The organism is Candidatus Zixiibacteriota bacterium (assembly GCA_034439475.1).
Lineage (GTDB): Bacteria > Zixibacteria > MSB-5A5 > GN15 > FEB-12 > JAWXAN01.
Genome location: JAWXAN010000007.1, coordinates 26428 through 52375, shown reverse-complemented (window position 1 = coordinate 52375; position 25948 = coordinate 26428). Strand labels below are relative to the sequence as shown.

At 48.2% G+C, this 25948-nt stretch carries 23 protein-coding genes and 1 riboswitch; of the genes, 22 read left to right on the top strand and 1 reads right to left on the bottom strand.

Going from position 1 to position 25948, the window contains the following annotated elements; translation table 11 throughout:
• The first annotated feature begins 4 nt into the window (after positions 1 to 4).
• The 12 genes from SGI97_00645 (at position 5) to rnhC (ending at position 13138) form a co-directional block, all read left to right on the top strand.
• Complete coding sequence (locus SGI97_00645; GenBank protein ID MDZ4722411.1) at positions 5 to 433, top strand: hypothetical protein; 429 nt, start codon at positions 5 to 7, stop codon at positions 431 to 433.
• A 148-nt stretch (positions 434 to 581) separates the two neighbouring features.
• The gene (typA, locus tag SGI97_00640; GenBank protein MDZ4722410.1) at positions 582 to 2396 is read left to right on the top strand and encodes a translational GTPase TypA; all 1815 of its coding nucleotides are present in this window, start codon (positions 582 to 584) and stop codon (positions 2394 to 2396) included.
• A gap of 234 nt (positions 2397 to 2630) precedes the next feature.
• Entirely contained in the window at positions 2631 to 3677 is a 1047-nt protein-coding gene (hrcA, locus tag SGI97_00635; GenBank protein ID MDZ4722409.1) for a heat-inducible transcriptional repressor HrcA, read from the top strand.
• A 3-nt stretch (positions 3678 to 3680) separates the two neighbouring features.
• Positions 3681 to 4280 (top strand): nucleotide exchange factor GrpE, encoded by a 600-nt coding sequence (locus SGI97_00630; protein ID MDZ4722408.1) that lies wholly within the window; start codon positions 3681 to 3683, stop codon positions 4278 to 4280.
• Positions 4281 to 4356: 76 nt separating this feature from the next.
• Entirely contained in the window at positions 4357 to 6315 is a 1959-nt protein-coding gene (dnaK, locus tag SGI97_00625; protein MDZ4722407.1) for a molecular chaperone DnaK, read from the top strand.
• 37 nt (positions 6316 to 6352) lie between these two features.
• Positions 6353 to 7504, top strand: a complete 1152-nt coding sequence (dnaJ, locus tag SGI97_00620) for a molecular chaperone DnaJ (GenBank protein MDZ4722406.1) — start codon at positions 6353 to 6355, stop codon at positions 7502 to 7504.
• Positions 7504 to 8388: a 50S ribosomal protein L11 methyltransferase gene (locus SGI97_00615; GenBank protein MDZ4722405.1), complete on the top strand. Its 885-nt coding sequence runs from the start codon at positions 7504 to 7506 to the stop codon at positions 8386 to 8388. Before dnaJ ends, SGI97_00615 begins: the two co-directional genes overlap by 1 nt.
• 3 nt (positions 8389 to 8391) lie before the next feature.
• Positions 8392 to 9141: an RsmE family RNA methyltransferase gene (locus SGI97_00610; GenBank protein ID MDZ4722404.1), complete on the top strand. Its 750-nt coding sequence runs from the start codon at positions 8392 to 8394 to the stop codon at positions 9139 to 9141.
• Positions 9142 to 9168: 27 nt separating this feature from the next.
• Complete coding sequence (locus SGI97_00605; protein ID MDZ4722403.1) at positions 9169 to 9951, top strand: prepilin peptidase; 783 nt, start codon at positions 9169 to 9171, stop codon at positions 9949 to 9951.
• A 54-nt stretch (positions 9952 to 10005) separates the two neighbouring features.
• Positions 10006 to 11847: an ATP-binding protein gene (locus SGI97_00600; protein ID MDZ4722402.1), complete on the top strand. Its 1842-nt coding sequence runs from the start codon at positions 10006 to 10008 to the stop codon at positions 11845 to 11847.
• A gap of 73 nt (positions 11848 to 11920) precedes the next feature.
• Positions 11921 to 12481, top strand: coding sequence for an elongation factor P (gene efp, locus SGI97_00595; GenBank protein MDZ4722401.1), 561 nt, complete (start codon positions 11921 to 11923; stop codon positions 12479 to 12481).
• Positions 12482 to 12484: 3 nt separating this feature from the next.
• Positions 12485 to 13138: a ribonuclease HIII gene (gene rnhC, locus SGI97_00590; protein ID MDZ4722400.1), complete on the top strand. Its 654-nt coding sequence runs from the start codon at positions 12485 to 12487 to the stop codon at positions 13136 to 13138.
• Positions 13139 to 13336: 198 nt separating this feature from the next.
• On the opposite strand, the gene SGI97_00585 is transcribed toward rnhC, so the two are convergent.
• Positions 13337 to 14098: a hypothetical protein gene (locus SGI97_00585; protein MDZ4722399.1), complete on the bottom strand. Its 762-nt coding sequence runs from the start codon at positions 14096 to 14098 to the stop codon at positions 13337 to 13339.
• A 311-nt stretch (positions 14099 to 14409) separates the two neighbouring features.
• Positions 14410 to 14533: riboswitch (FMN riboswitch) on the top strand.
• Here SGI97_00585 and ribD point away from each other — a divergent pair.
• The 10 genes from ribD (at position 14518) to SGI97_00535 (ending at position 25795) form a co-directional block, all read left to right on the top strand.
• Entirely contained in the window at positions 14518 to 15714 is a 1197-nt protein-coding gene (gene ribD / locus SGI97_00580; GenBank protein ID MDZ4722398.1) for a bifunctional diaminohydroxyphosphoribosylaminopyrimidine deaminase/5-amino-6-(5-phosphoribosylamino)uracil reductase RibD, read from the top strand. (Overlaps the previous riboswitch by 16 nt.)
• A gap of 2 nt (positions 15715 to 15716) precedes the next feature.
• Positions 15717 to 17570 (top strand): bifunctional 3,4-dihydroxy-2-butanone-4-phosphate synthase/GTP cyclohydrolase II, encoded by a 1854-nt coding sequence (locus tag SGI97_00575; GenBank protein MDZ4722397.1) that lies wholly within the window; start codon positions 15717 to 15719, stop codon positions 17568 to 17570.
• A gap of 406 nt (positions 17571 to 17976) precedes the next feature.
• A complete protein-coding gene (ribE, locus tag SGI97_00570) occupies positions 17977 to 18453 on the top strand; it encodes a 6,7-dimethyl-8-ribityllumazine synthase (GenBank protein MDZ4722396.1) in 477 nt (158 codons plus the stop codon).
• Positions 18446 to 18880, top strand: a complete 435-nt coding sequence (gene nusB, locus SGI97_00565) for a transcription antitermination factor NusB (GenBank protein ID MDZ4722395.1) — start codon at positions 18446 to 18448, stop codon at positions 18878 to 18880. Before ribE ends, nusB begins: the two co-directional genes overlap by 8 nt.
• A gap of 141 nt (positions 18881 to 19021) precedes the next feature.
• Positions 19022 to 22000, top strand: a complete 2979-nt coding sequence (locus tag SGI97_00560; GenBank protein MDZ4722394.1) for a DUF2723 domain-containing protein — start codon at positions 19022 to 19024, stop codon at positions 21998 to 22000.
• Positions 21997 to 23133 (top strand): glycosyltransferase family 4 protein, encoded by a 1137-nt coding sequence (locus tag SGI97_00555; protein MDZ4722393.1) that lies wholly within the window; start codon positions 21997 to 21999, stop codon positions 23131 to 23133. Before SGI97_00560 ends, SGI97_00555 begins: the two co-directional genes overlap by 4 nt.
• The gene (locus SGI97_00550) at positions 23117 to 24127 is read left to right on the top strand and encodes a lysylphosphatidylglycerol synthase transmembrane domain-containing protein (GenBank protein MDZ4722392.1); all 1011 of its coding nucleotides are present in this window, start codon (positions 23117 to 23119) and stop codon (positions 24125 to 24127) included. Before SGI97_00555 ends, SGI97_00550 begins: the two co-directional genes overlap by 17 nt.
• A 388-nt stretch (positions 24128 to 24515) precedes the next feature.
• Positions 24516 to 25061, top strand: a complete 546-nt coding sequence (locus tag SGI97_00545) for a hypothetical protein (protein MDZ4722391.1) — start codon at positions 24516 to 24518, stop codon at positions 25059 to 25061.
• A gap of 14 nt (positions 25062 to 25075) precedes the next feature.
• Positions 25076 to 25390, top strand: coding sequence for a LuxR C-terminal-related transcriptional regulator (locus SGI97_00540; protein MDZ4722390.1), 315 nt, complete (start codon positions 25076 to 25078; stop codon positions 25388 to 25390).
• Positions 25391 to 25621: 231 nt separating this feature from the next.
• Complete coding sequence (locus SGI97_00535; protein ID MDZ4722389.1) at positions 25622 to 25795, top strand: hypothetical protein; 174 nt, start codon at positions 25622 to 25624, stop codon at positions 25793 to 25795.
• Positions 25796 to 25948: the final 153 nt, after the last annotated feature.

Sequence of the window (25948 nt, the reverse complement as noted above, 5' to 3'; positions counted from 1 at the left end):
TTATATGGTAGACTTTTTGGTTCAGATAGCTTATAATAGTGGATTGTGGGAAAAGCAGGCAGTACGAAGAGTATCATGCTGCTTATACTGCCTGCTTTGCTCGCTTCTGATAATTGGGAACGCCGAAGCGGTCGAACGGAAGAAAAAAACTTCAGATTCTACCACAGTGTCCCAAACACAGAAGAGCGAGAGCGCGGGAAAGCAGAAGAAGAAAGAGCCGAAACGGGCCGCTTTCAAAGCGCCTGCGACGGCTGATCGGCGATACGATTCCTTTGTTGATAAAAACAACAACGGAATCGACGATAGGAAAGAGAATATTCAGTCGAAATCCTCTCTTATCCCTCCCATAGAGACGAAGCCTCCGCCGGCAGCGGTAAAAGCCCCGACGGAAAAGAAGACACAAGTCGAAACGAAAGAAAAGGAAAAACCCTGAACTTGCTGGGGCAATGAACTGCGAATCCCGTCTTAATGATTTTTAGGCATTTCTCGTAGAGCTTCCACATTCAGCGTTATATTAAGAGGAACATGCGCTTGTCGGGCGATTGTATGAATCGTCCCCGATACGCGCATGTATATATAGTATGCACCATATTCGGAACATCGCAATCATTGCCCATGTCGACCATGGCAAAACCACCCTTGTCGACTGTCTGCTGAAACAGTCCGGCACCTTTCGAGCCAACCAGTCCACCTCCGAGCGGATGATGGACTCAATGGACCTTGAGCGTGAAAAAGGGATAACCATTCGCGCAAAGAACGCCGCCTTCACCTACAAAGATTACCATATCAATGTCGTTGATACTCCCGGCCATGCCGATTTCGGTGGCGAAGTCGAACGAATTATGAATATGATAGATGGTGTGCTGTTGGTGGTCGACTCACTCGACGGCCCTCAGGCGCAGACGCGATTTGTTTTGCGCAAGGCGATGGAAGCCGGCGCGAAACCGATGGTTGTTATCAATAAAATCGACCGAGAAAATGCCGATCCGCATCGGGTGCTCGACGAAATCTTTGAGCTTTTCATGTCGCTTCATGCGACAGACGAACAGCTTGATTTTCCGGTTATCTATGCCAGCGCAAAACTCGGCTATGCCAAAACGGAACTTGATCAGCATAGCGATACTATCGAGCCGCTCTTTGATGCAATCGTGAAACATATTCCACCGCCAAACGCTGACGAAAACAGCGAATTCAAAATGCTGGTTTCTAATCTTGACTACTCGGATTATCTCGGCCGAATAGCGCTTGGACAGATTTTGGGAGGCAAAATAAAGGCGGGCGATCAAATCGTTTGTATTCATGGCGACGGCCGCAGAGAAGTTTCCAAAGCCAGCTCCCTCTTTCATTTTCATGGCCTGCGTCGAATCGAAATTAAAGAAGCCTTTGCCGGTGATATTATCGGAGTCTCGGGATTTGAAGATGTCTTTATTGGCGAAACAATCACCGACTCAATCGAGCGTGACCCTCTCCCATTCGTTCCGATTGATCCGCCCACAATTCATATGCAATTTGCTGTCAACGATGGCCCACTTGCGGGAACAGAGGGAAAACTTGTTACCGGACGTCATATTCGTGACCGGCTTGTCAAAGAGATGCGGACAAATATTGCGCTCCGCGTTACAGACACTGAATTCCCAACCGTGTTCGAAGTAGCCGGAAGAGGCGAAATGCAGATCGCGATTCTTGTGGAGCAGATGCGCCGCGAGGGGTACGAAGTGCTCGTCTCACGTCCCGAAGTTATTTACAAAAACGATGAAAACGGAACACTGCTTGAGCCAATAGAAAAGCTGTTTTTGGAGATTCCAAAAGACTCAATGGGGCCAATAATGGAAAATCTGGCCAGTCGTAAAGCCGAAATCGAAGGGATATCGCATCATGGAGACGATGTCAGTATCGATGCCTTTATTCCCACACGCGGCCTGATTGGATTTGAGACCGATCTCATGAACTCCACACGCGGCCTCGGTGTTATCAGCCATCTGTTTCACGCCTATGCTCCTTTTAGAGGGGAAATTTCGGGACGCAAAAATGGCTCGCTGGTGAGCATGGAAGACGGGGTTGCCACGACTTATGCGTTGAATTTGGTGCAGGAACGCGGCAAAGTTATGGTTGAGCCGGGCGACAAAATTTATACTGGCATGATTGTCGGTGAGAATGCTCGTGAGCAGGATATTGCCGTCAATCCCTGCCGTGAGAAGAAGCTGACCAATATGCGTTCGCAAGGGGATGGCAAGGGGATCCAACTGACTTCACCGCTCAAACTCTCTCTGGAGAGGGCATTGGAATATATCGGGCCGGATGAATATGTGGAGGCTACTCCGAAAAGCCTCAGGCTGCGCAAGAAGATTCTGGACGATACCCAGCGCAGACGGCTTGAGAAAGCCCGCTCGGTCTAAGAGATATTTCTTTTAGGCTTGAGTTCTGGTTTTCAAAAAAACTACCATTTTGGTAGTAATTCATAAAGGGTCCTATTTAGTAGGTGCCCTTTTTTTGGCCATCATGCGATGATTAGTACTTGACGAGTGTTATAGCTTTCCGTTATAATGCGTTGTCTGGCAGTAGTTCTGCCATAATGGCAGTCTACGGTGCAACCTTTTGGCCGGATGTTATGTTTAGCGAGTAAAAATAGTATGGCGTTTGAGAACTTATCTGACCGGGAAAAACAGATTCTGCTGAATCTCATAAATTATTACATATCCTCAGCCGATCCGGTGGGGTCGCGGGTTATTGCAACCAAATTTCAGATGGGACTATCTTCGGCCACCATACGAAACACCCTTCAGGATTTGGAAGACCTCGGACTTGTCGAACAACCGCATACCTCGGCTGGGCGCGTCCCCACCGATAAGGGGTATCGGGTGTATATCGACTATCTCTTGAAGCCCGATGTACTCACCGATGAGGAGAAGAAGACGATTAAGAATGCAATTGTAAAGGAAGGTCGCGGGATCAATGAGATACTCGGCCAGACAGCGCGCGTGCTTGGGGATATTACTCGACAGCTTGGCGTGACGATAGCCCCACGTTTCGAAGAAGGAGTTCTTGGGCAACTCAAACTCATTCCGGTCTCCGAGGGGAAGATCATGGTTATTGTGATTGTCGCCTCGGGTATTGCTCGGACAGTTGTATTGGAAGTTGAGACATCAATCTCGGCATCGGCCCTACAGGATGTCGAGCAGATATTGAACGAACGTCTTGCCGGGCTGACACTGTCCCAAATCAGAACTTCGATTGTTGACCGGCTTGCCGACTACACCGGCAATGGGCGGTTATTGCAGGTTGTGATGGACTCACATCACAAACTGTGGGCAGAAGAGCGCGGCGAGGATATTCATTTTGCTGGAACAGATAAACTCCTGGCAATGCCGGAATTTGCGAATCGTGAGAAGCTTTCCCAGTTGATGAAATTGCTCGAAGACGGCCGAGTGCTTTCTGATTTTCTGAGCCATGCCTCGGATGAGGGTTTGGTTATCACAATAGGAAAAGAGAACACGATAAATGAGATCGTCAACTGCTCTCTGGTGACGTCGTCGTACAAAGTCGGGAACATCAGCGGGGCAATTGGCATTATCGGGCCAACACGGATGCCCTATAACAAATTGGTGTCGATTGTGGAGTATACGGCAAAATCGATTACCGAAGTTCTTTCAGGAATGGAAAATAAGAAGGGGACATAAAATATGGCTGATGAAAGAGAGATTCCGATTAACATGGACGAAGAAAGCCGACCGCTCAAGCGACCTTCACACTCGAGCGGGTCAGTGCTTGATCGGGAAGAGTCGTTTTCGGAGAACGCTTCGGAAACTGATGAGCAAGGGACTGGCGATGATGAATCAGTAAAAACTCGAATGACTGAACTCGAAGATAAGCTTTTGCGCACGCTGGCTGATTATGACAACTACCGCAAACGCTCAGCGCGTCATGCTGAGGATTTGAGCCGCTCGGCGACCGATAGGCTCATGGTGGAGCTTTTGGAAGTAATAGATAATTTCGAGCGCGCGGTAGCCCACAGCGGCGATGTCAAAGAGGGGGATGCACTGAGCAAAGGCGTGTCACTCATCCACAGCCAGTTGATGGATCTCCTGAAGCGCAACAATGTGACCCCGATAGAGTCGCTTGGAAAGCCATTCGATGCCGCGCTTCATGAAGCACTGATGCAGGTCAATTCAAAAGAATATCCCGAAGGGATTATTGCCTTGGAAATAGGAAAAGGGTACCGGCAAGGAGAGCGGGTGTTGCGGCATAGTAAAGTCGGAGTAAGCACCGGGGGAAAAGGATAAGCGTAGAAATATATTTGAGTAACTTGTATTTGCCGACGAAATGTCGGATGAAAAATAAAACAGAGGAGAGTGATAAATGGGGAAAATTATTGGAATCGATTTGGGGACGACCAATTCATGTGTGTCTGTTCTTGAAGGAAAAGACCCGGTCGTTATACCGAACCTCGAAGGGGCGCGGACGACTCCATCGGTTGTGGCCTTTACCCGCGACGGTGAACGTTTAGTCGGCGCCGCTGCAAAACGGCAGGCGGTGACAAATCCGGAGAATACAATATTCTCGATCAAGCGGTTCATGGGCCGCCGCCACGATGAGGTGAAAAGCGAAGAGAAGCTGGTTCCCTATAAGATAACTGAAGATAATAAAGGGAACGTGATGGTGACGATAAACGGCAAGCAGATGGCTCCGCCGGAAATTTCAGCTTTCATACTGCAATACTTAAAGAAGGCCGCGGAGAAATATCTTGGTCAGGAAGTCACACAAGCGGTCATAACGGTACCGGCGTATTTCAATGATGCTCAACGGCAGGCAACCAAAGATGCTGGGCGCATAGCGGGACTTGAGGTGCTCAGAATTATCAATGAGCCGACCGCGGCATCGCTGGCTTACGGTCTTGATAAAAAGAAGAATGAAAAGATTGCCGTTTATGATTTGGGCGGCGGAACTTTTGATATTTCCATTCTTGAAATAGGGGATGGCGTTTTTGAAGTGCGTTCGACCAATGGAGATACGCACCTTGGAGGAGATGATTTCGACCAGCGAATTATCGACTGGATGGCGGATGAATTCCGGAAATCACAGGGGATTGACCTGCGCAAAGACCGGATGGCGCTTCAGCGTCTCAAAGAGGCCGCTGAGAAAGCCAAAATAGAATTGTCATCGACGATGCAGACCAATATCAATCTGCCGTTTGTCACAGCCGACCAGTCAGGGCCGAAACATCTTGATTTGACATTGACTCGGGCCAAATATGAAGGGCTCGTCGATGACCTTGTACAGCGGACTGTCGGGCCGTGTAAATCGGCAATTTCAGACGCCAAACTTACGTTTAGCGATATCGATGAAGTCGTTCTTGTGGGCGGTATGACCCGCATGCCGAAGATTTTCGAAACAGTAAAGAAATTATTTATGAAAGATTCTCACGATAAAGATCCTCACCAAGGAGTCAATCCTGACGAAGTCGTCGCTATTGGCGCGGCCATTCAGGGGGGTGTGCTCTCAGGTGATATGAAGGATATCGTGCTGTTGGATGTTACTCCGCTCTCGCTTGGTATCGAAACCCTGGGTGGCGTGATGACCAAGCTCATAGACCGGAACACAACTATTCCGACTAAAAAGTCGCAGATATTTTCCACCGCGAGCGACAATCAGCCTGCGGTAAATATCCATGTTCTTCAAGGTGAACGGAAGCTCGCAACCGACAACAGGACACTTGGCCGGTTTGATCTTGTAGGTATCCCATCGGCTCCGCGGGGTGTGCCGCAGATCGAAGTTTCATTTAATATCGATGCCAACGGAATTGTCCATGTTTCGGCAAAAGATATGGCGACACAGAAAGAGCAGTCGATTAAGATCGAAGCATCTTCCGGTCTGTCTGAAACAGAGATAGATAAAATGGTGAAAGACGCCGAGTCTCATGCAGAGGAAGATACCAAACGGGCTGAGCTTATTCAGGCGCGCAACGAAGCAGATGCCCTTGTCTACCAGAACGAGAAGACACTTAAAGAGCATGGCGACAAGGTGTCTGAAGATGATAAGAAGAAGATTGAAGACGCAATCGCGTCGCTTCGAACCGCAATCGCTGGCGATTCTGTCGATGAGATAAACAAAGCTAAAGAAGTGTTGACGACGGCATCACATAAGCTCGCTGAGGAGATGTACAAACAGACTCAACAACAATCGGCATCGGGCCAGCCAGGCCCAGACCAATCCAGTGGCCAGAGCGAAGGCGGAGATAGCGGCAGTTCGAATAAGGGCGGCGGCAAAGATGGAGCTGTCGATGCCGATTTTGAAGTTGTTGATGAAGACAAGAAATAGTTTATTCGTACAGATGAGGACAAGCTAACAAGACCTGATGTCAAAACGGGATTTCTATGAGGTGCTGGGCATCGAGCGCGGCGCCAGCGAGAGTGAAATAAAATCCGCCTATCGTAAGATGGCAATGAAGTTTCATCCTGACCGCAATCCGGGAAATCATGAGGCTGAGGAGCAGTTCAAGGAAGCTACTTCGGCCTACGAGGTCCTCAAAGACTCGGCCAAACGCCAGACCTATGACCAATTCGGTCATGCCGGACTTGGTCAAGGGGCTGGTGCTGGCGGTTTTGATGGATTTGATGTCAGCGATGCTCTTCGGGCTTTCATGCGTGATTTTGGCGGTAGCGGCGGATCTGTTTTTGAAGATTTCTTCGGCGGAACTGCTGGAGGACGAGGCCGTGTAAATCGCGGGGAGGATCTCCAGCTCCGACTGAAATTAACCCTTGAGGAAATCGCCACAGGCACGGAACAGACGCTCAAAGTCAATCGTCATGTTCGGTGCGATGTCTGCGCTGGAAGCGGAGTTGCGGCTGGGTCGTCGAAGCGTACCTGCCAGACCTGTAAAGGGCACGGTCAGGTGAGGACGCTGACGCGAACTTTCCTTGGAACTGTGCAGCAAATGTCGACCTGTTCGACATGTCGAGGTTCGGGCGAAGTCATAGCTGATCCATGTAAAAGCTGTCGAGGTGATGGCCGAGTAAGCGGTTCATCGAAAGTAAATGTCAAAGTACCTCCCGGGGTTGCCAGCGGGAATTATATGACGGTCGAAGGAATGGGGAATGCCGCGCCGCTTGGCGGTGTCGCGGGCGATCTGGTTGTTGTCTTTGAAGAAAAAGATCATCCCAAATTCACGAGGGCTGGTGATAATATCGTTTACGAACTTGCGATTCCCTTCACTGTTGCCGCCCTTGGCGGCGAAGTTACCGTGCCGACACTTGATGGAACTGCGGACTTGAAAATTCCGGCCGGAACGCAATCCGGGAAAGTAATAAAAATTCGCGGCAAGGGAATACCAAGGCTTCATCATTCTGGGCGCGGTGATGAACTTGTTCAACTTATGGTTTGGGTTCCGACACAATTAAACAGCGAAGACAAGAAAATGCTTGAGGCTCTGTCGCGTTCAGAACGGCTTAAACCACCTGACACGGACAAGTCATTTTTCGGCAAACTTCGTGAGACTCTGGGAGTGTAGTGATTCAAAATAGCCAGGCTGACTTTATCGAAGCAAAGGTCGAGGTTCCTCGGGCATTGGCTGATGCAGTGTGTAATTTTGTCATAGAAAACATTGCCAACGGGCTTGTTCTTGATGAGGAAGATGATTCGCCTGTAACAGGCATTACCTTTTATGTCCCTCGGGATCGTCAGGCGCAGTACAAGCCATCGCTTGCGGCATACTTGGCTGAGATTATTGAGTTAAAAGGGCAGCCGACTCCTGTTATACAGGAGCGACTTGTGAACAACGTCCATTGGGTGGATGAATACAAGGCATCGATCCGCCCGCTCGTGATTGCCGACGATGTGGTCATTCGTCCAAGCTGGGCAAAGTCTCCGATTGAGACCAAATACGAGATTATATTAGAGCCGAAGATGGCCTTCGGGACGGGCAGTCATGAGACAACTCGAAGCTGTCTGAAGATTATTCGTAAGTCTTTTCAACCTGGGATGCGCTTTCTGGATGTGGGGACCGGTTCGGGAATATTGTCGATGCTTGCCGACAAGATGGGCGCTTCTTATATAAAAGCGATTGACTACGATATTGTGGCGGTTGAAAACTGCGCTGAAAATTTTGAGCTCAACTCCGTGCGTGCGCCCCATGACATACTATTTGGCTCGATAGAGAAGTGCGAGACCGACGCTCCATATGATTTTGTGTGCGCGAATATCATACGAAGTACTATTCTCCCGATGTTGACCAAACTTGTGGGCATAACAAAGATCAGCGGCAAACTTGTCTTGTCCGGACTTCTCATTGAAGACGAATCTGAAATCGCTGCCGCCCTTAGTATGGAAGGTCAAGCTGATTTTCTCATTGTTCCAGATAATAAATGGATCAGCTTTGTCGTGACGCGGAGATAAGGGGTGGAGACGCCGATTTTCTACGCCCCGCCTGAAAACCGCATCGACTCAATCATAGATTTACCAAAAGACGAAAGCCATCATGCCTTTGGTGTACTTCGGTTAAAAACTCATTCGCCGGTGACAGTTGTGGACGGAATAGGCATGGCCTATCATGGCCTGCTCGAGCGTGGCGGAAAATATGGGGCACAGGTACACTGGCATTCTCAGTTGCGAAATTATGGCGAACCGAATGTACATCTTACTTTGGCTGCAGGGCTATCGACGGGGGACAAGTTCGATACGGTCGTGCAAAAAGGGACAGAGCTTGGAGTGAGCCGTTTCATTCCGGTACTCAGCGCGAAATCAAAAGTTAAACTGACTGAACAAGATCGTTCTGTACGCAGGCAAAATCGACTGGAGAAAGTCGCGCTGTCCGCTATCAAGCAGTGCAAGCGAAGCAGTTGTCCGACGATTTCTTTGCCGCTCTCGTTTGGCGAATGTATTGCATCGAGTGAGCCCGAAGATTTCAAGTTCATCTTTGATGCTTCGGTGTCAAAATCAAAAACCCTGTATGATCTTACCTTTGACCCGTGTCCAAAGCGAATTACCGCGCTTGTCGGGCCGGAATCGGGTTTTCTGCCTGAAGAAATTGAAAAAGCAATATCCGCTGGTTTTATTCCAGTCACTTTAGGATCGAGGATATTGCGTACCGAGACTGCAGGGCCGGCGGTCTGCGCTCTAATAATGTACCTATTGGGCGAATTCAGGTAGACGGCCATTCTGCCGATATTAATAGATATGGAAACAATCTATTATGTGTTATTAGGGCTTATGGGGCTATGTGTCGGCTCGTTTTTGAATGTAGTGATATATCGGCTTCCGCGTGAAAAAACGATTCTTTTGGATCGTTCGCGTTGTCCGAATTGTTCAAAGCAGTTGGCATGGTATCACAATATTCCTCTGCTGAGTTTCATTGCGCTAAGAGGCAAATGCGCTTTTTGTGCCCAGAAAATATCTCCTCGCTATCCGTTGATCGAAGCCATAAACGCCGCAACATATCTCTTTTTCTTCCATCAATACGGTCCGACACTGTTGTTTTTCACAGTTGCCCTACTTGCATCGGCCCTATTAGTCATCTTTTTCATCGACCTTGATTTTCAGATAATACCCGATTCGATAACAATCCCCGGAATGATTCTTGGAATGGCCGTTTCATTTCTGCCCGATGGTATCGGCATCATTCAATCTGCAATTGGTCTCTTGGTTGGGGGTGGAGCGCTCTATTGTATTGCTCTTCTGGGTGACTGGCTTTTCAAGAAAGAATCGATGGGGGGCGGTGATATCAAAATGGCGGGGATGCTTGGAAGTTTCCTTGGTTGGCAGAAAGTGCTCTTTGTATTTATTGCATCGGCCAGTATCGGGCTTGTTGTTTCGCTTGTAATCATGGCATTCTCGGCAAAAATGCGGAAGGAACGTCTTATCCCATTTGGGCCGTTTTTGGCTCTTGCGGCAATGGTTGCCATACTCTACGGCGATAGAATAGTCGGGTTCTACATTTCGACGATTCTTCGCATCCCATAATAGCGCCCAACGGTTTGCAGATGATCAACTGTATTACGTGATGAACTACGCTCTATGATAAACAGACCAAAAACAAAGTTTGAATCCGAGGTTCATCTTGGATTATTGTGCATTATAGGATTGCTGCTATTCCTCAATGTTATTTCGAACTACACTCTCTACCGGGCCAGGACGGAAAAAAAACAACTAACCACGGCTGATCTGCGTTCAGCGGCTCTCTCTATTTCGCGGACGCTCGAAGACAATGTCAGCGATCAAGCCTCGTTGTTGCTAAAAGCCAAAGAACAGCACAATCTACACAATGTCTGGTTCGTGCCAGCTTATGCTATTGGCGGCGCTGGTAAGAGCCCCCAAATGGTCTTGTCGAAAAATCTTTCGAACGTTTCCACTGAGGATATCGAGATTATTGTAGAGGGGATTCAAGGCGGTATACTCAATGAGCCGAAACGCGGAGCACAAAGTATCTATTATTATCTATCCAAAACTCAGGTCTCGTCGCATCCGGGTATCTTGATCATGTCGATAGACGAGCCGTTTTTAGCGTTGCTTGAAGATTCCGCTTCGATTGTCTTATGGGCTGGTTGTATCGCCTTGATACTCGTTTCGATTATTTATCTTCTTGTTTCAAATACGATATTTAATCCATTCAGGCAGATTGCGGCTCACGCCATTCGTGCCGGGAGGGGGGCCAACGTTTTATCTACGGACGCGCAATCGGTAGTTGAAGAATATTCTCAAATGATATCTGAGTTGATTGAAAGCAAGAACGCTTTGGTGAGACTGAATGCGGAGATAAGCGAACGGGCGAGATCTCTGGAAAGAATTAATGACTTTCTGTTGACGTCGATTACTTCGGGAATAGTGACTGTGAACGCTCAGGGCGGGATTATTTCGGTCAACCAAGCCGCGCAGGAAATGCTTGGATTGATCGACAATAACGATGATGCAGCGCACTTCGATTCATACTTCGCGCAATATCCCGCCATTGTGAATCGAATCGGCGCTGGCATCAATCGCGGTTCCTATCCCGATTATGAGGAGGTGAGGCTTGTCCATCAATCGGGACATGCGCTTTCGCTTGGTATTTCAATTTCGCCGATACGAAATAACGAGCATAGCGTGATTGGCGTTGCGCTTATGCTTAATGACCTCACAGAACTAAGCCGGCTTCGCGAAGAAGTTGAACATAAACAGCGACTCGCGGCTCTCGGAGAGATGGCCGCGGGGCTTGCCCATCAAATTCGCAATTCTCTTGGCGCGATTGCGGGCTTTGCGACATTGCTCAAGAAAGGGCATGCGGTCGAGGATGCTTTTCTGGGAACAATCGGATCGCTCTTATCCGAATCAAAGGAGGCCGAGGATATGATCGGCCGATTCCTTTCATTTGCCAAACCGCTTCATTGTGAGCTTGAGGATATAGAATTAGAAAAACTTATCGCGGAGACTGTCGAGACGTTTAGAATCCGACCAGATTGTTCGGGTGTTCGATTCGTTATAGAGGCGAAAAAGGGAATCATATTTAGCGCAGATTCGATTCTGTTCAAACAAGCGCTTGCAAATCTTCTAGATAACGCAGTACGGGCATGCAAAAATGTATCGGGACTCATTAGGATTCAGGGCGTATCACGAGATGGTAAGGTTTGCTTGACTATTACTGATAACGGAGCCGGTATTCCGCATGACACTATTCCAAAGATATTCACTCCCTTTTATTCGGGCCGTCCTGACGGAACCGGGCTTGGCCTCTCGCTTGTGTCAAAAATAGTCGATCTGCACAGAGGAACTGTTTCGGTTGAGTCCAAAGAGACAGTCGGGACCACATTTACCATAATCCTCAAACAGGCAATACTTCGTCCTGACCCCAATAGTCATTTAAAAACTCCGGCATCAGTCTGAAAAATCGCAAGAGAAAGCGCTTGAGATTAGGCTTTCTGATGTCTATATTGGGGGCTGTTCTTAAGGAGGACCGATGTATACCGTTTCAGATTTTAGACGTGGTTTGGCAATAGTAGTCGATGATCAGCCGTACCGTGTAGTTGAATACAATCATTTCAAAATGGGCCGAGGCAACGCGAAAATTCGCACCAAGCTTAGACATATCAAAAGCGGGGCCGTTATTGAGAAGGTATTTTCTTCAAACGATTCGTTCAAACCGCCCGATTTGGAAAACCGAAGAATGCAATATCTCTACGAAAATGTTGGAGAATTTGCTTTCATGGATGTCACAACATTTGACCAGATTCAGATTCCTGTCGATGGTTTGGGGGATGCCAGATGGTATCTGATGGAGAATCAGGAATATAATGTCCACTTTTTGGACAACGAAGCCATCGATATTGATTTGCCGGCCTCGGTAATCATGGAAGTTATATCAACCGAGCCTGCGATTCGCGGGGATACGGTGACGAATGTGACCAAGCCAGCCAAATTGACATCGGGACTTGAGGTACGGGTTCCTCCATTCGTGAAAGAAGGGGACAAGGTCAAGGTCGATACGCGCACAGGCGCGTATCTTGAGCGGGCCAACTGAACAGTGGCGGTTCTCTCTGATATTATCGGAGTCGATGAATCAGGAAAAGGGGATTTTTTCGGGCCATTGGTTGTCGCGGCCTGTTCTGTAAAACAAACCCAACTTGCGCGTCTGCTTGAACTCGGGGTTCGTGATTCCAAAACTATAACTGAAACCAAACTGCTCGGTATTGATGAGAAACTCCGAAGCGAGTTTCCGCATGCCATTTTAATTCTTTCTCCCCAAGAATACAACGAGCGATACAGCCGCATTAAAAATCTGAATAAGCTGCTGGCCTGGTGCCACGCTGAAGTAATTCGACGCGCCCATGAGTTATCGCCGGCGGGTTTGGCTATTTCTGATCAGTTTGGGAAAGCAGATTTGATAAGCGCAGAGCTTGCGAAATTCAAAGTAGCTATCAGCTTCAAACAGTTAGTGCGAGGTGAGCAACTGCCGCAAGTGGCCGCGGCATCTATTTTGGCTCGGGCTGCGTTTATACGGGAGATGGTTAGTCTATCTAAACATTACGGAATGAGAATTCCTAAGGGAGCCGCGCCGGTGGTGGATACAGCCGGACGGGAGCTTGTGGCTCGATACGGGTTGTCGGTGTTGCCAAAAGTGGCCAAAACACATTTCAAGAATTCCGAGCGAGTTGTGCCGATTGACAGATTAGTGTAACAACAATGTGGTGCAGTCCGCCCCGCCCAGCGGGCAGGCGCGGCAGACTCGCTAGAAGACGAAGAAAGGACGTCAGTCCGCCACGGCGGACTGACCTACAAATATTGGAGAATATGAGATTGCCACGCCTCGCCTAAGAAGGCTCGGCCCGCAATGACGGTGACAAAGCTTAGTTGGCGCACGGGCGTGAGCGCTGTCTTAGTAGTGAGAGATTTCGCCGACGGTGCGGCCGTTGGCGCTGTTGTTCTCTGAAGTCCCGATTATATATTTCACCAAACCGATGCCGGGAGCAAACCAATAGTAGTTGTAGCCATCTGAGCCGGCATTTTTAATCTTGATCGATTCGCTGAATTTTGTGCCATTTTTCAACGCAACCTCTTCGATGCTTTCTTTGGTGAGAGTATTTGCGCCATCGGTCGGAAAGTTATAACTCGAAGCTATTCCCGCATCAGAAGAATCTTTGAAGCCCTGATTTTCCTGCTCTCCGTCGATTATGTCTTTCAGACCGCCGTTTGTAGTTCCTCCGCCATTAGTCTCATCCCCAGCGTTGTCGCCAGAAAAACTTTCGTATCGGTTCCATGACGCGCCGGTTTCAAGCGGAAATGATAGAATTTGTTCTGGTATTGAGGAGAGGCTGCCATAAAGGTAAAGCCCAGATTCCGTAGCCACAAAATAGCTGGTGTCGTAGCCGCCATTTGAGCTGTTCACAAGCCATTGATAGCCGGGTTGGCCCGCGACGGAAACAGGAGAGCCGACTTGGAAGGTAAGCTCTTGCATGTTTCCGTTATATTCGCGGACATCAAAATGGGTAGTGTATCTGGTCTGAAGCGGGAAGTAATCTTCAGGGTCAATAGAGTTACTGGTAAAAAGAGTTGTCGTATCTTTTGAGCAGCCGACTGCTAAGGCGAGCGCAATCAGAGGCAGCGCAAAAAAGGCAAAGTTTGATTTACGTTTATTCATGACAATTCTCCCTTCGTACTTAGATCAAAAACAACATAGACCCTCTCAGCTTGAGAACTGATGCAAGGTCAATGCCGAGGCTAAGGATAGTTTTAGGAAGCATATGTACGACAATATATTAGAGCTGTAACTGAAAGCTTTACTTACAAAAGTTATCAAGCAAAGTATGGTAGAAAACCAATAGGTTTCTGATACAAAGCCGAGAAGATTCTCTTTTTTGGATTCACGGCCCGCTGTCTTTCACAGGACGGCAAAGCGGCATGATAGCAACAAAACGATTGCCTTCATACGATGTCACTATATATACTAAGAGAAATCTTCGGGGTGAGGTGAAATTCCTCGATCGGCGGTAACAGCCCGCGAACCAGCAAAACACTGGTTGAGCTTGTGAAACTCAGGCGCCGACGGCAACAGTCCGGATGGAAGAAGGTTTATGCAGAAAAGCTCTGTTTGGTGCTTTGTCTGTTTGTGTATACCCCGAAGTTCACTATTGGGGTTTTTTTATGGCCGTCACGGCAGATGAAAAATTTATGACTCGCGCCTTAGAATTGGCTATTCGGGCCAAGGGGAGGACTTCGCCAAATCCTTTGGTTGGGGCAGTCATTGTCAAGGAAGACGAGATTATTTCCGAGGGGTTTCATGGGCAATCTGGAATTGACCATGCTGAAGTAATCGCTATAAACAAAGCAAAGAAGTTGGGGGAATCGCTGAGTGGGGCAACAATCTATGTCACACTTGAGCCATGTTCGCACACTGGCCGCACCGGCCCATGTACCGATGCGCTAATCGAGGCCGGAATAAAGAGAGTTGTGGTCGCGATAATTGATCCAGACAGGCGGGTCAAAGGAAGAGGTATTAAGCGGCTGACGGAGGCTGGGGTCGAAGTTAACCTTGGAGTGCTTGCCGCCGAAGCATCGAAAATCAACGAGCCATATCTCATGTCACAAAAACTTAGGCGACCTTTTGTTGTTTTGAAATCGGCTCAGACACTCGATGGCCGAACCGCGACATTAAGCGGGGAGTCGATGTGGATATCTGGTGAGCGCTCTCGCCACTACGGCCATCAACTTCGGGCAGAGTGCGATGCGATCATTGTGGGGAGCGGCACCGTAACAGCGGATGACCCATCACTTACCGTACGGCATGTGAAGGGGAAGAATCCTTACCGAATAGTTTTGTCTAACAATCTGGTGTCGCTAAAGCATTCCCGATTAGTCCAAGAGAACAAGGATTTCAAAACGATTCTTGTATCATCGGCTGACTCAATCGAACTGTTTCTGAAGCAGAGAAAGAAACCGCAGGTAATGCTGTGGGAAGTCGGGACGATTGGCGCAGGCCGACTTAATCTTCATGAGTTCATGTTTAGGGCCAAGGAGTTCGGTTTTCGTTCTCTTTTGGTCGAAGGGGGGGCGACGCTCGCGACATCTTTTTGGAAAGAACAGCTTGTGGACAAATACTTTCAGTTTACGGCGCCGATAGTGATTGGCACGGGGAAGGAATCTCTGGGTGATCTGGGGATAGCCTCGATTGTAAAGGCGGTTCGTTTTTCTGAAGGACATTTTGAATTATGCGGCAGGGACAGTCTTTTTATCGGCTACCCGCAGCGGAGGAGATAGGTATGTTCACAGGCATTATCGAAGATATCGGGAAACTCACGCAATTGATTTCGCGAAGTAATTACAAAATATTGACAATCGAGACGCAAATTGGTTTGCCTGAGATTTCGCTCGGTGAATCAATCGCGTGTGATGGGGTTTGCCTGACAGTGGTTGAAAAAACTTTGCATGGTTTTACGGTCGAGGTATCCCAGGAGACATTGCAGAAAACTATAATCGGTAATTATCAGATTGGACAGTCGATAAATCTTGAGCGATCCCTTTGTGTGGGCGACCGACTTGGAGGACATTTTGTCTCGGGTCATGTAGATACGACCGGTCGCGTATGTTCGATCCGGCCAGTAGGCGAATCTCTTGAATTGGAATGTTCATTCGATTCTGCTTTCGAGCATTTAATTGTCGACAAGGGTTCGGTCTGCATCAACGGAGTTTCGCTGACGGTGAATAGAGCGATCGGAAACATGTGCAGTGTAAATCTGATTCCGTATACATCCGTACATACAAATCTTGCAGGTCTCGGCAATGGCTCCGAAGTTAATCTTGAATTTGATCTGTTGGCAAAATACATCCTGAAGTCTTCCAACCAAAAAGAGGGAAAAATGCTTCAGGCGAAACTCATAGAAAGCGGCTGTAGTATGGGCAGAGATATTCGTTTCGGTACAATCGAGCAGGCACTCGAAGCGATAAAGCGAGGGAAGCCAGTAATCGTTGTTGACGATGAAGACCGTGAGAACGAAGGGGACTTTATAATGGTGGCTGAGATGGTCACTCCTGAGGCTGTCAACTTTTTTGCCACTCATGGTCGCGGTCTAATATGCGTGGCAATGCCGCAAGAGCGTCTCGATGCTTTGCATCTGCAGCCGATGACCGATCATAACACAGCTAAACTCGGGACGCGGTTTACTGTTTCAGTTGATGCTCTGGTGGGGACAAGCACCGGAATCTCGGCATTCGATCGCGCTTTGACAATTCGCATGTTGGCCGATGAATCGACTAAACCGGAAGCGCTCGGACGTCCCGGGCACATATTCCCAATCAAGGCTGTCGATGGGGGCGTTTTGGCCCGGGCTGGTCATACCGAAGCCGCGGTCGATTTGGCTAAGCTTGCCGGGTGCAAGCCTATCGGTGTCCTGTGTGAGATAATGGATAGTGATGGTTCGATGGCGCGAGTACCCAAACTCATGGAAGTAGCAGAGAGATTCGGGCTTTGTATTATTACCATTGATGATCTTATCAGTTATCGGAGCAAGCATGAGAAACTTGTCTGCAGAAAGGCCAGTGTGAGTCTGCCGACAAAGCATGGTGATTTCATTCTGCATTCGTATCATTCGGATATCGATAACGAGGACCATCTTGCGCTTACAAAAGGGACAGTCAATGGAGGGGTGGATATTCTGACGCGGATACATTCGAGTTGTTTTACAGGAGATGTGCTTGGGTCGTGCCGCTGTGATTGCGGAGCCCAACTTGAGTCGGCCATGAGGCAGATAGAGGAAACAGGTGTGGGTGCGGTCATATATATGCGGCAAGAGGGACGGGGGATAGGTTTGGCCAATAAGATTTTGGCTTACCAGTTACAGGACACGGGTCGTGATACGGTCGAGGCAAACACAGACCTTGGATTCAGAGCCGATCTCCGTAACTACACGACCGCCGCTCAGATATTGAATGATTTGGGAATTATTTCGGTACGGTTGCTGACCAATAATCCGAATAAGATTTCGGGACTACAGCAATATGGGATAGCAGTGAGTGAACGAGTGCCGATACAAATTGATCCGACAACTTTTAATCATCGGTATCTTGAGGTTAAGCGGGATAAGATGGGGCATTTGCTGGATTTGAGGAAGGGGTGATGGCGTAAGGTGGTGCAGGCCGAAGACGGCCTGCACGATGATTAAGCCTGGTTTCTCGCTTCCGCGGGAATGACAGAAAGAGAATCCGCCACAGCGGACAGGCATGAGATTGCCGCGTCGTCCCGTCTGAAACGGGACTCCTCGCAATGACGGGGCGGAAGAATTTGCTGGTGCACGAGGACGTACACCAGCCACGAATGGTTTCGTGCGGGTGGGAGTGTCCGATAATGTGGTGCAGGCCAAAGACGGCCTGCACGATGATTAACCCTGGTTACCGGCCTTCGTCGGTATGACATTAGCGGGAGGGACAGTGGCCCAAGAAATCGCTGAACCGTTCGCCTGCGGCGAACCGTTGGCGGAATCGCTACAAGACTAAGAGAAGAGAAAGTGAAGATTGGAAGAGAAAGTGAAAGTCATTAAAGGCTCGTTTAATGCATCGGGTTATCGGTTTGGAATCGTGGTCAGCAGTTTTAATCATTTCATTACCGATAAACTGCTCGAAGGCTCACATGATTGTTTGGTTAGGCATGGGGCGGATGACAATGCAATTTCTGTTGTCTATGTTCCGGGAGCATTTGAAATACCGCCGATGGCGCAGAAAATGGCTCAGAGCAGGAAATACGATGCGCTAATCTGTCTTGGGGCTGTTATACGAGGGGCAACACCACATTTTGACTATGTGGCCGGTGCGGCTTCAAATGGAATAGCAAAGGTTGCGTTGAGCGGCACAATACCCGTTATTAACGGAGTCATTACAACCAACACGCTCGAACAGGCGATTGAGCGCTCTGGGGCAAAAGCTGGCAACAAAGGATGGGATGCCGCAATGGCTGCGATGGAAATGATTTCTGTTTATAAAGAATTGGATGCAAAAGGTGAATGATTCTCCACGCCGTTTGGCGCGCGAACTGGTACTAAAAGGACTTTACGCCGAGGATGTAAGCGGAATAGCTGCGGAGGATATTATCCGTTCGGTTGTTGACGATGAATCACTGAGCGAAAAAACGCTCGGATTTGCGCATCAGTTATTTCGCTTGGTGTTACAGCATAAAGAATGGGCCGACGGACATATTTCTGCTCTTGCGACAAACTGGGATATAAATCGTATCGCGAATATTGATCGGAATATTCTCAGGATGGCTATGGTGGAAATTCGGGATTTGCCAGACACGCCAGTGAAAGTGGCAATTAATGAGGCAATTGAACTCGCCAAGAAGTTTTCCACCGCAGAGTCATCCTCGTTTATCAATGGTATTCTTGATAAATTCGCACGAAACTTTGAGTTGCAGCAGAAGCCTGCCGCTGAGTAGGACTGTCCGGTAATCGGTTGACGATATTCCTTCTCTTTACAGATGCCCACAAATCCATATATTAGCGGTCTTTAATTCCGGCAGTCATATAGTAGTTGACATGCGGAGAAGAGTTACGAGTATATACAGGATTAGTGACTGGTGAAATTGTTCGACCGTTCTGTTGATCCGATAAATGCGGCAGTGGCCGCTTTTGTTTGTTTGACTGTTTTTATTGTTTATCTGTTGACAATGGCTCCCACAGTTTCCTTTTGGGACTGCGGTGAGTTTATCGCCACAAGCTATATTCTTGGTATACCCCATCCTCCCGGAACGCCGCTGTATATTCTGATTGGCCGGCTTTTTTCTATTATTCCGCTCTTTGACGATATTGCGGCCAGGGTGAATTTTCTCTCTGTGCTCTGTAACGCCTTTGCGGCGATGGTCGGCTATCTGATAGCAGTCCGCATCGGGCGGACATTGTTTGAGGAGACCAGCAGCCTCGCGATGAGAGTGTTGCTCTATACTGGCGCGGCTTCGGGGGCATTCTTTATGGCATTTGGATTAACCCAGTGGAACAATTCAGTTGAGACCGAGGTCTATGGGATGGCGATGCTCATCATGATGCTTATCGTGTGGCTTACGCTCATTTATTTGGAAAATCGAAACAATTCGCATGCGACAAAACTGATGGCCTTGATAGTTTTTCTTGCGGTGCTGGGAGTGGGCGTTCATATGACGACATTTCTGATCTTCCCTATTATCGCCCTTTTTTTTATTTTTAGCAAGGAGACGCCGCCCAAGGCCTGGTTTGTGGTTGCCGGAAGTATCGCGGTTGGTCTTTATTTGATCTTTGCTCTTTCGTCACGCCCGGGAGAGGTATCCCCTTTGATTCCGGTTGCGGCAGGGTTTATACTCGTCTCATTGTATCTGCTTTCGCTTGCCCAGCAGCCGCGCATACTTTTGGTATACGCCGCGCTCTTCGCTGTTTCTCTTGCGCCATTGCTCTTTTCCATCTCAGGCAGACTGCCTCAATTTCAATCAGGGTTCAATTGGATTGGCGGAGGGGCGGTGGTTGTACTTGGGTTGCTGAGTGTGAAACAACTGATTGGACTCCGGTCGAACCGCACTGAGTCTAATGCGGATTCGCACCCAATTACTGTGGTCTCAATTGTAAGTCTTGTGTCTATTACGCTCGCCATAGTTACGTATCTTCCGATACGCGGATACGAGGCATTTCTTTTGTGCGCGGTTCTTTTGGTCATAGTTCTGGGGGTGATGTTTTTGCGCTATATAAACGTGCCGATACTCATTGCCGTTATCGCAGTTTCGGCGGTGGTCATTGGGGTTGTTCCGTTTCTCTACGCCATGTTCTTCGGCGCATTGACGCTTGGTGTTTTAGGGGTGTGGAAGAAAACACCCGGGTGGAAGGAAGGGATACTTCTTATTCTCATGGGGGCGGTTGGCTTTTCTGTCCATCTGTTCATTTCCATACGTTCGGCGGAACATCCCTACATTAATCAGAACAATCCATCGCAGAGCTTTGCCGCAACGGTCAATTTTATCGAGAGGAAACAATACGGGTCACAGTCGATGATAGACCGTATGTTCGAACGTCGGGCAGAGTGGTCAAATCAGTTCGGTATTCATCAACGGATGGGATTCTGGGCATTTTTTAGCAAACAGTACGGACTTGGCGGAGTACACTTTCTTGCTTTATTCTTGATTGGCGGCTTTGGAATATGGCAGGCGGTTCGACGAAAACCAGAGAATGGTCTGCTCATGACGTTACTATTGATACTGTCATCAGTCGGGTTAATATTGTACATGAACTTTGCGGACGGCACACGGATCGATCCGCAAACGGGGGATGACTATCTCGAAGTGCGCGACCGTGATTATTTTTTCACACCGACATTTCTCTTTTTCGGTTTGGCTATAGGACTTGGGTTGTCCGCAATGGTATCCGCAATTCGGGGGGCGTGTGTGAATTTCAATACCTCAATAAGAAAACTTATAACGGCCGCCGCTTCTGTTGTTTTCCTTCTTCCGGTTTACGCAGTCGCGGCCAATTACCATGTCTGTGACAGGTCGAACAATTATATAGCATTCGATTATGCCTGGAATATTCTCATCTCGGCCGACAAGGATGCGGTGCTTTTCACCGCGGGTGACAATGATACCTTTCCGCTGTGGTGCCTGCAGGAAGTTTTCGGGGTGAGAAAGGATGTGAGAAATGTCAATCTCTCGCTTGCCAATACCGATTGGTATATAAAACAGATTCGCGATTATATGGGGGTTGACCTTGGATGGACTGATGAACAGATAGACAAGTTGACGCCTTATAGATACCCAGACGGTCGCATATTCCGGGTTCAGGACCAAGTGATAGACGCTATCCTGGTAAGCGACAATGATCGGCCGGTGAACTTTTCAGTCACAGTTGGCGGCGGGTCACGGAAGTTCAACGGCAAGGAGATCGACTCACTGCTTGAGGTGAACGGTATGGTATTCCGGCTGAAGCAAAGCGGCAGTCAGATGACGGTGAATGTTGATCGTTCGCTTTTCCTCTTTTCAGATTCAGGACAAATGGCATACCGGGGACTTAATGATCCGACGGTTTATAAAGATGATGTCACGATGAAGGTTACTTCCAATATCTCCAATGGGATGCTTATGACCGCAGATTCCTTGCGTCGGGCAGGCGATATAAAAGGCGCAACCGAGTTTGTTGAGTTCACCGTTGAAAAGATTCCGTATGCGAGTGATGCTGTTGATTACCTTGCAACGCTGTACGCCGAAGCTGCGAATATTGACGGTTTATTGCGGCTTCGCGCGACGACACAAATTGAGGACAAGAGGAATTTGACGATAATTATATCATCGGCGTATCGCCAGAACGGCAAGGTTAGTGAAGCAAAAGAGGAGCTTGAAGCGTTGATCAAAGATGAATCATCGTATCGCCCGGCTCTTGATGAGTTAATTCGTATATATGTTGCCACGTCAGACTATTCGGGCATTATGAAAACGCTTGAGACCTGGATGTTGTTTAATCCCAGAGATGTCGAGATAAATGGCGCTCTTGAAGCTCTAAGAGCCGATTCAACCCTACTGCGTCAGTCACAAGGGGATTCCCAGTGAATATTCTCGCGCTGAATTGGAATGATTTAAAAAATCCATTCGGCGGCGGGGCAGAAGTCCACCTTGAGGAATTGCTCCGACGGCTTGTACAGTATGGACACGCGGTTACACTTTTCTGCTCAGGTTGGAAGGGATGTCTGCCGGAGGAAACTATAGAAGGAATCAGGATTATCAGGAGGGGGAACAGGTACCATTTCAATCTGATTGCGCCCATTCATCTGCGAAAACTGGTCAAGACTGGCAATTTTGACGTCCTTGTGGAAGACATTAATAAGATTCCTTTTTATACTCCGCTCTATTTGGATATCAAGACACTTGTGGTTGTTCCGCATCTTTTCGCTACGACTGTTTACCATGAGGTAAATCCTGTGCTTGCGACCTACGTCTACCTTGCAGAAAAGCCATTTGCGAAAGTGTACAAGGGACGGCAGATCAATGTCATCTCCGAATCGACAGCCGAGGATATAATTGCGAGAGGTATACCCAACGAGGATGTGTCCGTAATTCATTGCGGTGTTGACCGGACTATTTATTCTTATGATCCCGCAGTGAAAAAATATGAGCAGCCGACATTATTGTACCTTGGTCGCATAAAGAAATATAAATCGATTCAGCATCTTATTACTGCCTTTGCCGGCGTAAAGAAGCAACTTCCTGAGGCGCGACTCATGGTTGTCGGTAGCGGCGACTATCTTGGTGAACTAAAAGCTCTGACTCGTTCCCTCGGATTGGAGGCATCAGTTGACTTTCCAGGCTTTGTCACTCTTGCAAATAAGGTCGAGCGAATGCGCCGCGCCCATGCCGCAGTATTGCCATCGCTCAAGGAGGGCTGGGGATTGACCAATATCGAGGTCAATTCTGTGGGGACTGTGGCTGTTGCGGCCAATACCCCGGGCCTGCGCGACTCAGTCAAAGATAATGAATCTGGACTGTTGTACGAGTATGGTAACATCCAGCAGTTGACGGATACGTTGCTCAAAGTTCTCCAAGATAGCGCGTATCGGCAAAGGCTCGAACAGGGTGGACTTTTATGGGCCGAGACATTTAATTGGGACAGTGCGGCCAAAAAGTTTGAAACATTGTTGATGCGGGTAGCAGGGATGCAAAACGAGCGGTATGAATCAACGCGATAAAAAAATGTTCTATCTCATTGTCGGCGGAGCTATTTCCATCATTTTTCTCTGGGGTTTATTTTATAATATAAATCTCAAAGAACTTGGGCGGGCGCTTAAAGAAGCCAATTATTACTGGCTCATCCCAAACATCGCATTGATTGTGTTCACCATGTACCAGCGAGCGTACCGTTGGCAGATTATGATGTCTCCAATTAAAGTTGTCGCCTATAGAAAACTGCTCTCGGCAACCTGCATCGGTTTTATGGCCAATAATGTTCTTCCGTTGAGGCTGGGTGAATTCGTCCGTGCCTATTCGATTTCCAATCAGGATAAAGAGGTAACCAAATCGGCGTCGCTTGCGACAATATTTGTCGAGCGAATGGTCTTCGATCTGGTCGCTTTGCTCATCATTTTTGGCGGCGTGTTTACAATCGCCCATCCTATTCTTGGAAATAAGTTCAATCTCGGACTTGTGCTGGCGCTCTCTGTAGCCTTTGCGGGTATTTTGTTCATGCTCGTGCTGGCAATGAAGCCGGCCAAGTCCGGAAAGCTTATCGTGCGCTATCTGCCATTCCTGCCTTCAGGAATGAAGGAAAGAGTTGAGAGCACAATCATTAAGTTTTCTCGGGGTTTTGAATTTATAAAAAGCCCTAAGAAATTGGCCGGGGTGGGAGTTCAGACAGCTTTTATCTGGCTGGTGATGGGAGTATCCAACTATTTTGTTTTTTTAGCGTTCAATTTCGATCTCCCGCTTTCGGCGTCGTTTGTCCTGCTTGTGACAGTCTCGCTCTCAATTCTGATTCCGTCATCGCCCGGCTTCATCGGGGTGTATCATGCCGCGGTCACGCTAACTTTGAGCATTTATAAAATTTCTGCTGAGCAGGCGCTTTCATTTGCGCTTGTGCTCCATGCCGCGCAGTACATTCCGATTACCCTGTTGGGTTTTTACTATCTCAAAAAAGAGCATCTCTCGCTGAAAGAGCTTGAGGAAGAAGCGACTGAGGATTTGTAGCGGGTGGATGCTGGTCGTATAGGTTGTAAAGTTTGTTCAGTTCAAAAGTGTCTGGTGCACGAGGATGTATACCAGCCACGGAATGGAACTGCGATTGCCGCGTCGCGTCTCGGAAGCCGCTCCTCACAACGACTCATTAAAGGTAAGCTGGTGCACAAGTACGTATACCAGCCACGATATATTCGTGTGGGACGCGGTGTCCGGTAATGTGGTGCAGGCCAAAGATGGCCTGCACGCTTATTTACCCTGGATTCCAGCGTCCGCTGGAATGACATTGTGAAGGGGATGACAATGACGGGTCATGATGTATATAGATTTCTCTTGATGTTCAAACTTGACTGAATAATCTTCCACCTGTACACTTTTTCCCAAAACGGAGGAGAGTGTGGTGAAAAAAGCTTTAATAGCGCTGGCACTACTTATAATTATTTTCGGCGTCAATTACTTTCAATCAGTCAGGCATGCCGATGATAACAAAAATGCCTACCGGCAGGGATTTGTCAAAGGGATAGAAAAAACATCGGCTCTTGAGCAATCAATGGAAGCGGCGAATGACTCGCTTGAGTTCACAAAGCGAACCTTGTCTGATTCATTGAGCGAGGTGTCGAAGGTATTTTCCCGGGGCATCGATTCGCTGGGCGAGGTCATTATGTCGAAAGATCAGACGATCGATTCGCTGGCCCGGCTGGCGGTCCAGTATAAAAAATCGGCTAGCAAGCAGGCTGCAAGGAAACCTGAACCAACGGCCTCAGAAAACAAGCATGCGCAGATTCTTGGCTTTTACAAGCAGCGCTTTGAGTCGCTCCCCAAAGATCTTTCTGTCTATGAAAACAAGGTAGCAGTAAGTGAGATACGGGATGAAACCGCGCAGAAGTTCGCAATTACCCTTTCGGAACTCGACAAGATTCGGGATCAACATAAGCTCAGTTATTAATATATTGACATGCCATGGCTCGCAAGGAATTTGAATTTGCAGAGGTCTTAGTCGATCGGCTCTTTCTTGAGTCGTTTTCGAATGAAAACTCGGCGTATTATAAAGCCGGAGAAGAAAGTCCCGGGAAGGCGAGGCTCGACTCATTTCACAGCCGACTGCAGTGGCATATCAATCACTCGCTCTCGGCACGTCAAAAACAGGTGATAAAAGCCTTTCTCAATGGCAAAAAAGAGCGGCAGATAGCGGACGAACTTGGGATCAAGCAACAAGTCGTGAATATCTATAAGCATAGGGCTATCAATAAGTTAGGTAAGCTCCTGATCTCCTGACTGTATGTCAAATTCCTATATAGTATGAAGCAATAGTTGTGTGTGAGTCGCATGATCCGAGACGGTTTTTTTGAAATAGTCTCGATGTGTGTATCGCACATGGTAATGGTCAGCTAATCCGAGGAGGTGGTAATTTCTCTACGAATTCAGGTCCCCTATATCTGCTATTCAGCGAGTACATTTTTGGTAACTAACGCACACTACGTTCACACCAGAAATAGGGAGATGATTATGCCAAGGAGAAAAGAGATCGAGAGACACGTCCCGGGGAAAAACAAAGACTGCTGGAACCTCTATGGCCTGCAGGTCTTGGCTCCGAACAAATTCGTTTCGGTTGTAGGAAAGATACTTTCCGGCCAGTATGTGGTAGTCAATCCACGTACCCGAGACGGGGCACCGGCCTGAGCAGCGACTGACGAGCCTGCTTTCCCAGACTACAGGCTGATGGCGCAGCCGCATAAGGACAAAACGGCGGAACTTACAGATACACCGTAAGTTCCGCTTTTTTATTTTGGGGCGTCAATTTTGCTTGACTGATACAGCCCAAGCCTCTTCTTT

Coding starts and splice junctions, on each gene's coding strand:
- SGI97_00645 (MDZ4722411.1), top strand. CDS start 5: ATGGTAGACTTTTTGGTTCAGATAGCTTATAATAGTGGATTGTGGGAA.
- typA (MDZ4722410.1), top strand. CDS start 582: ATGCACCATATTCGGAACATCGCAATCATTGCCCATGTCGACCATGGC.
- hrcA (MDZ4722409.1), top strand. CDS start 2,631: ATGGCGTTTGAGAACTTATCTGACCGGGAAAAACAGATTCTGCTGAAT.
- SGI97_00630 (MDZ4722408.1), top strand. CDS start 3,681: ATGGCTGATGAAAGAGAGATTCCGATTAACATGGACGAAGAAAGCCGA.
- dnaK (MDZ4722407.1), top strand. CDS start 4,357: ATGGGGAAAATTATTGGAATCGATTTGGGGACGACCAATTCATGTGTG.
- dnaJ (MDZ4722406.1), top strand. CDS start 6,353: ATGTCAAAACGGGATTTCTATGAGGTGCTGGGCATCGAGCGCGGCGCC.
- SGI97_00605 (MDZ4722403.1), top strand. CDS start 9,169: ATGGAAACAATCTATTATGTGTTATTAGGGCTTATGGGGCTATGTGTC.
- SGI97_00600 (MDZ4722402.1), top strand. CDS start 10,006: ATGATAAACAGACCAAAAACAAAGTTTGAATCCGAGGTTCATCTTGGA.
- efp (MDZ4722401.1), top strand. CDS start 11,921: ATGTATACCGTTTCAGATTTTAGACGTGGTTTGGCAATAGTAGTCGAT.
- SGI97_00585 (MDZ4722399.1), bottom strand. CDS start 14,098: ATGAATAAACGTAAATCAAACTTTGCCTTTTTTGCGCTGCCTCTGATT.
- ribD (MDZ4722398.1), top strand. CDS start 14,518: ATGGAAGAAGGTTTATGCAGAAAAGCTCTGTTTGGTGCTTTGTCTGTT.
- SGI97_00575 (MDZ4722397.1), top strand. CDS start 15,717: ATGTTCACAGGCATTATCGAAGATATCGGGAAACTCACGCAATTGATT.
- SGI97_00550 (MDZ4722392.1), top strand. CDS start 23,117: ATGAATCAACGCGATAAAAAAATGTTCTATCTCATTGTCGGCGGAGCT.
- SGI97_00540 (MDZ4722390.1), top strand. CDS start 25,076: ATGGCTCGCAAGGAATTTGAATTTGCAGAGGTCTTAGTCGATCGGCTC.
- SGI97_00535 (MDZ4722389.1), top strand. CDS start 25,622: ATGCCAAGGAGAAAAGAGATCGAGAGACACGTCCCGGGGAAAAACAAA.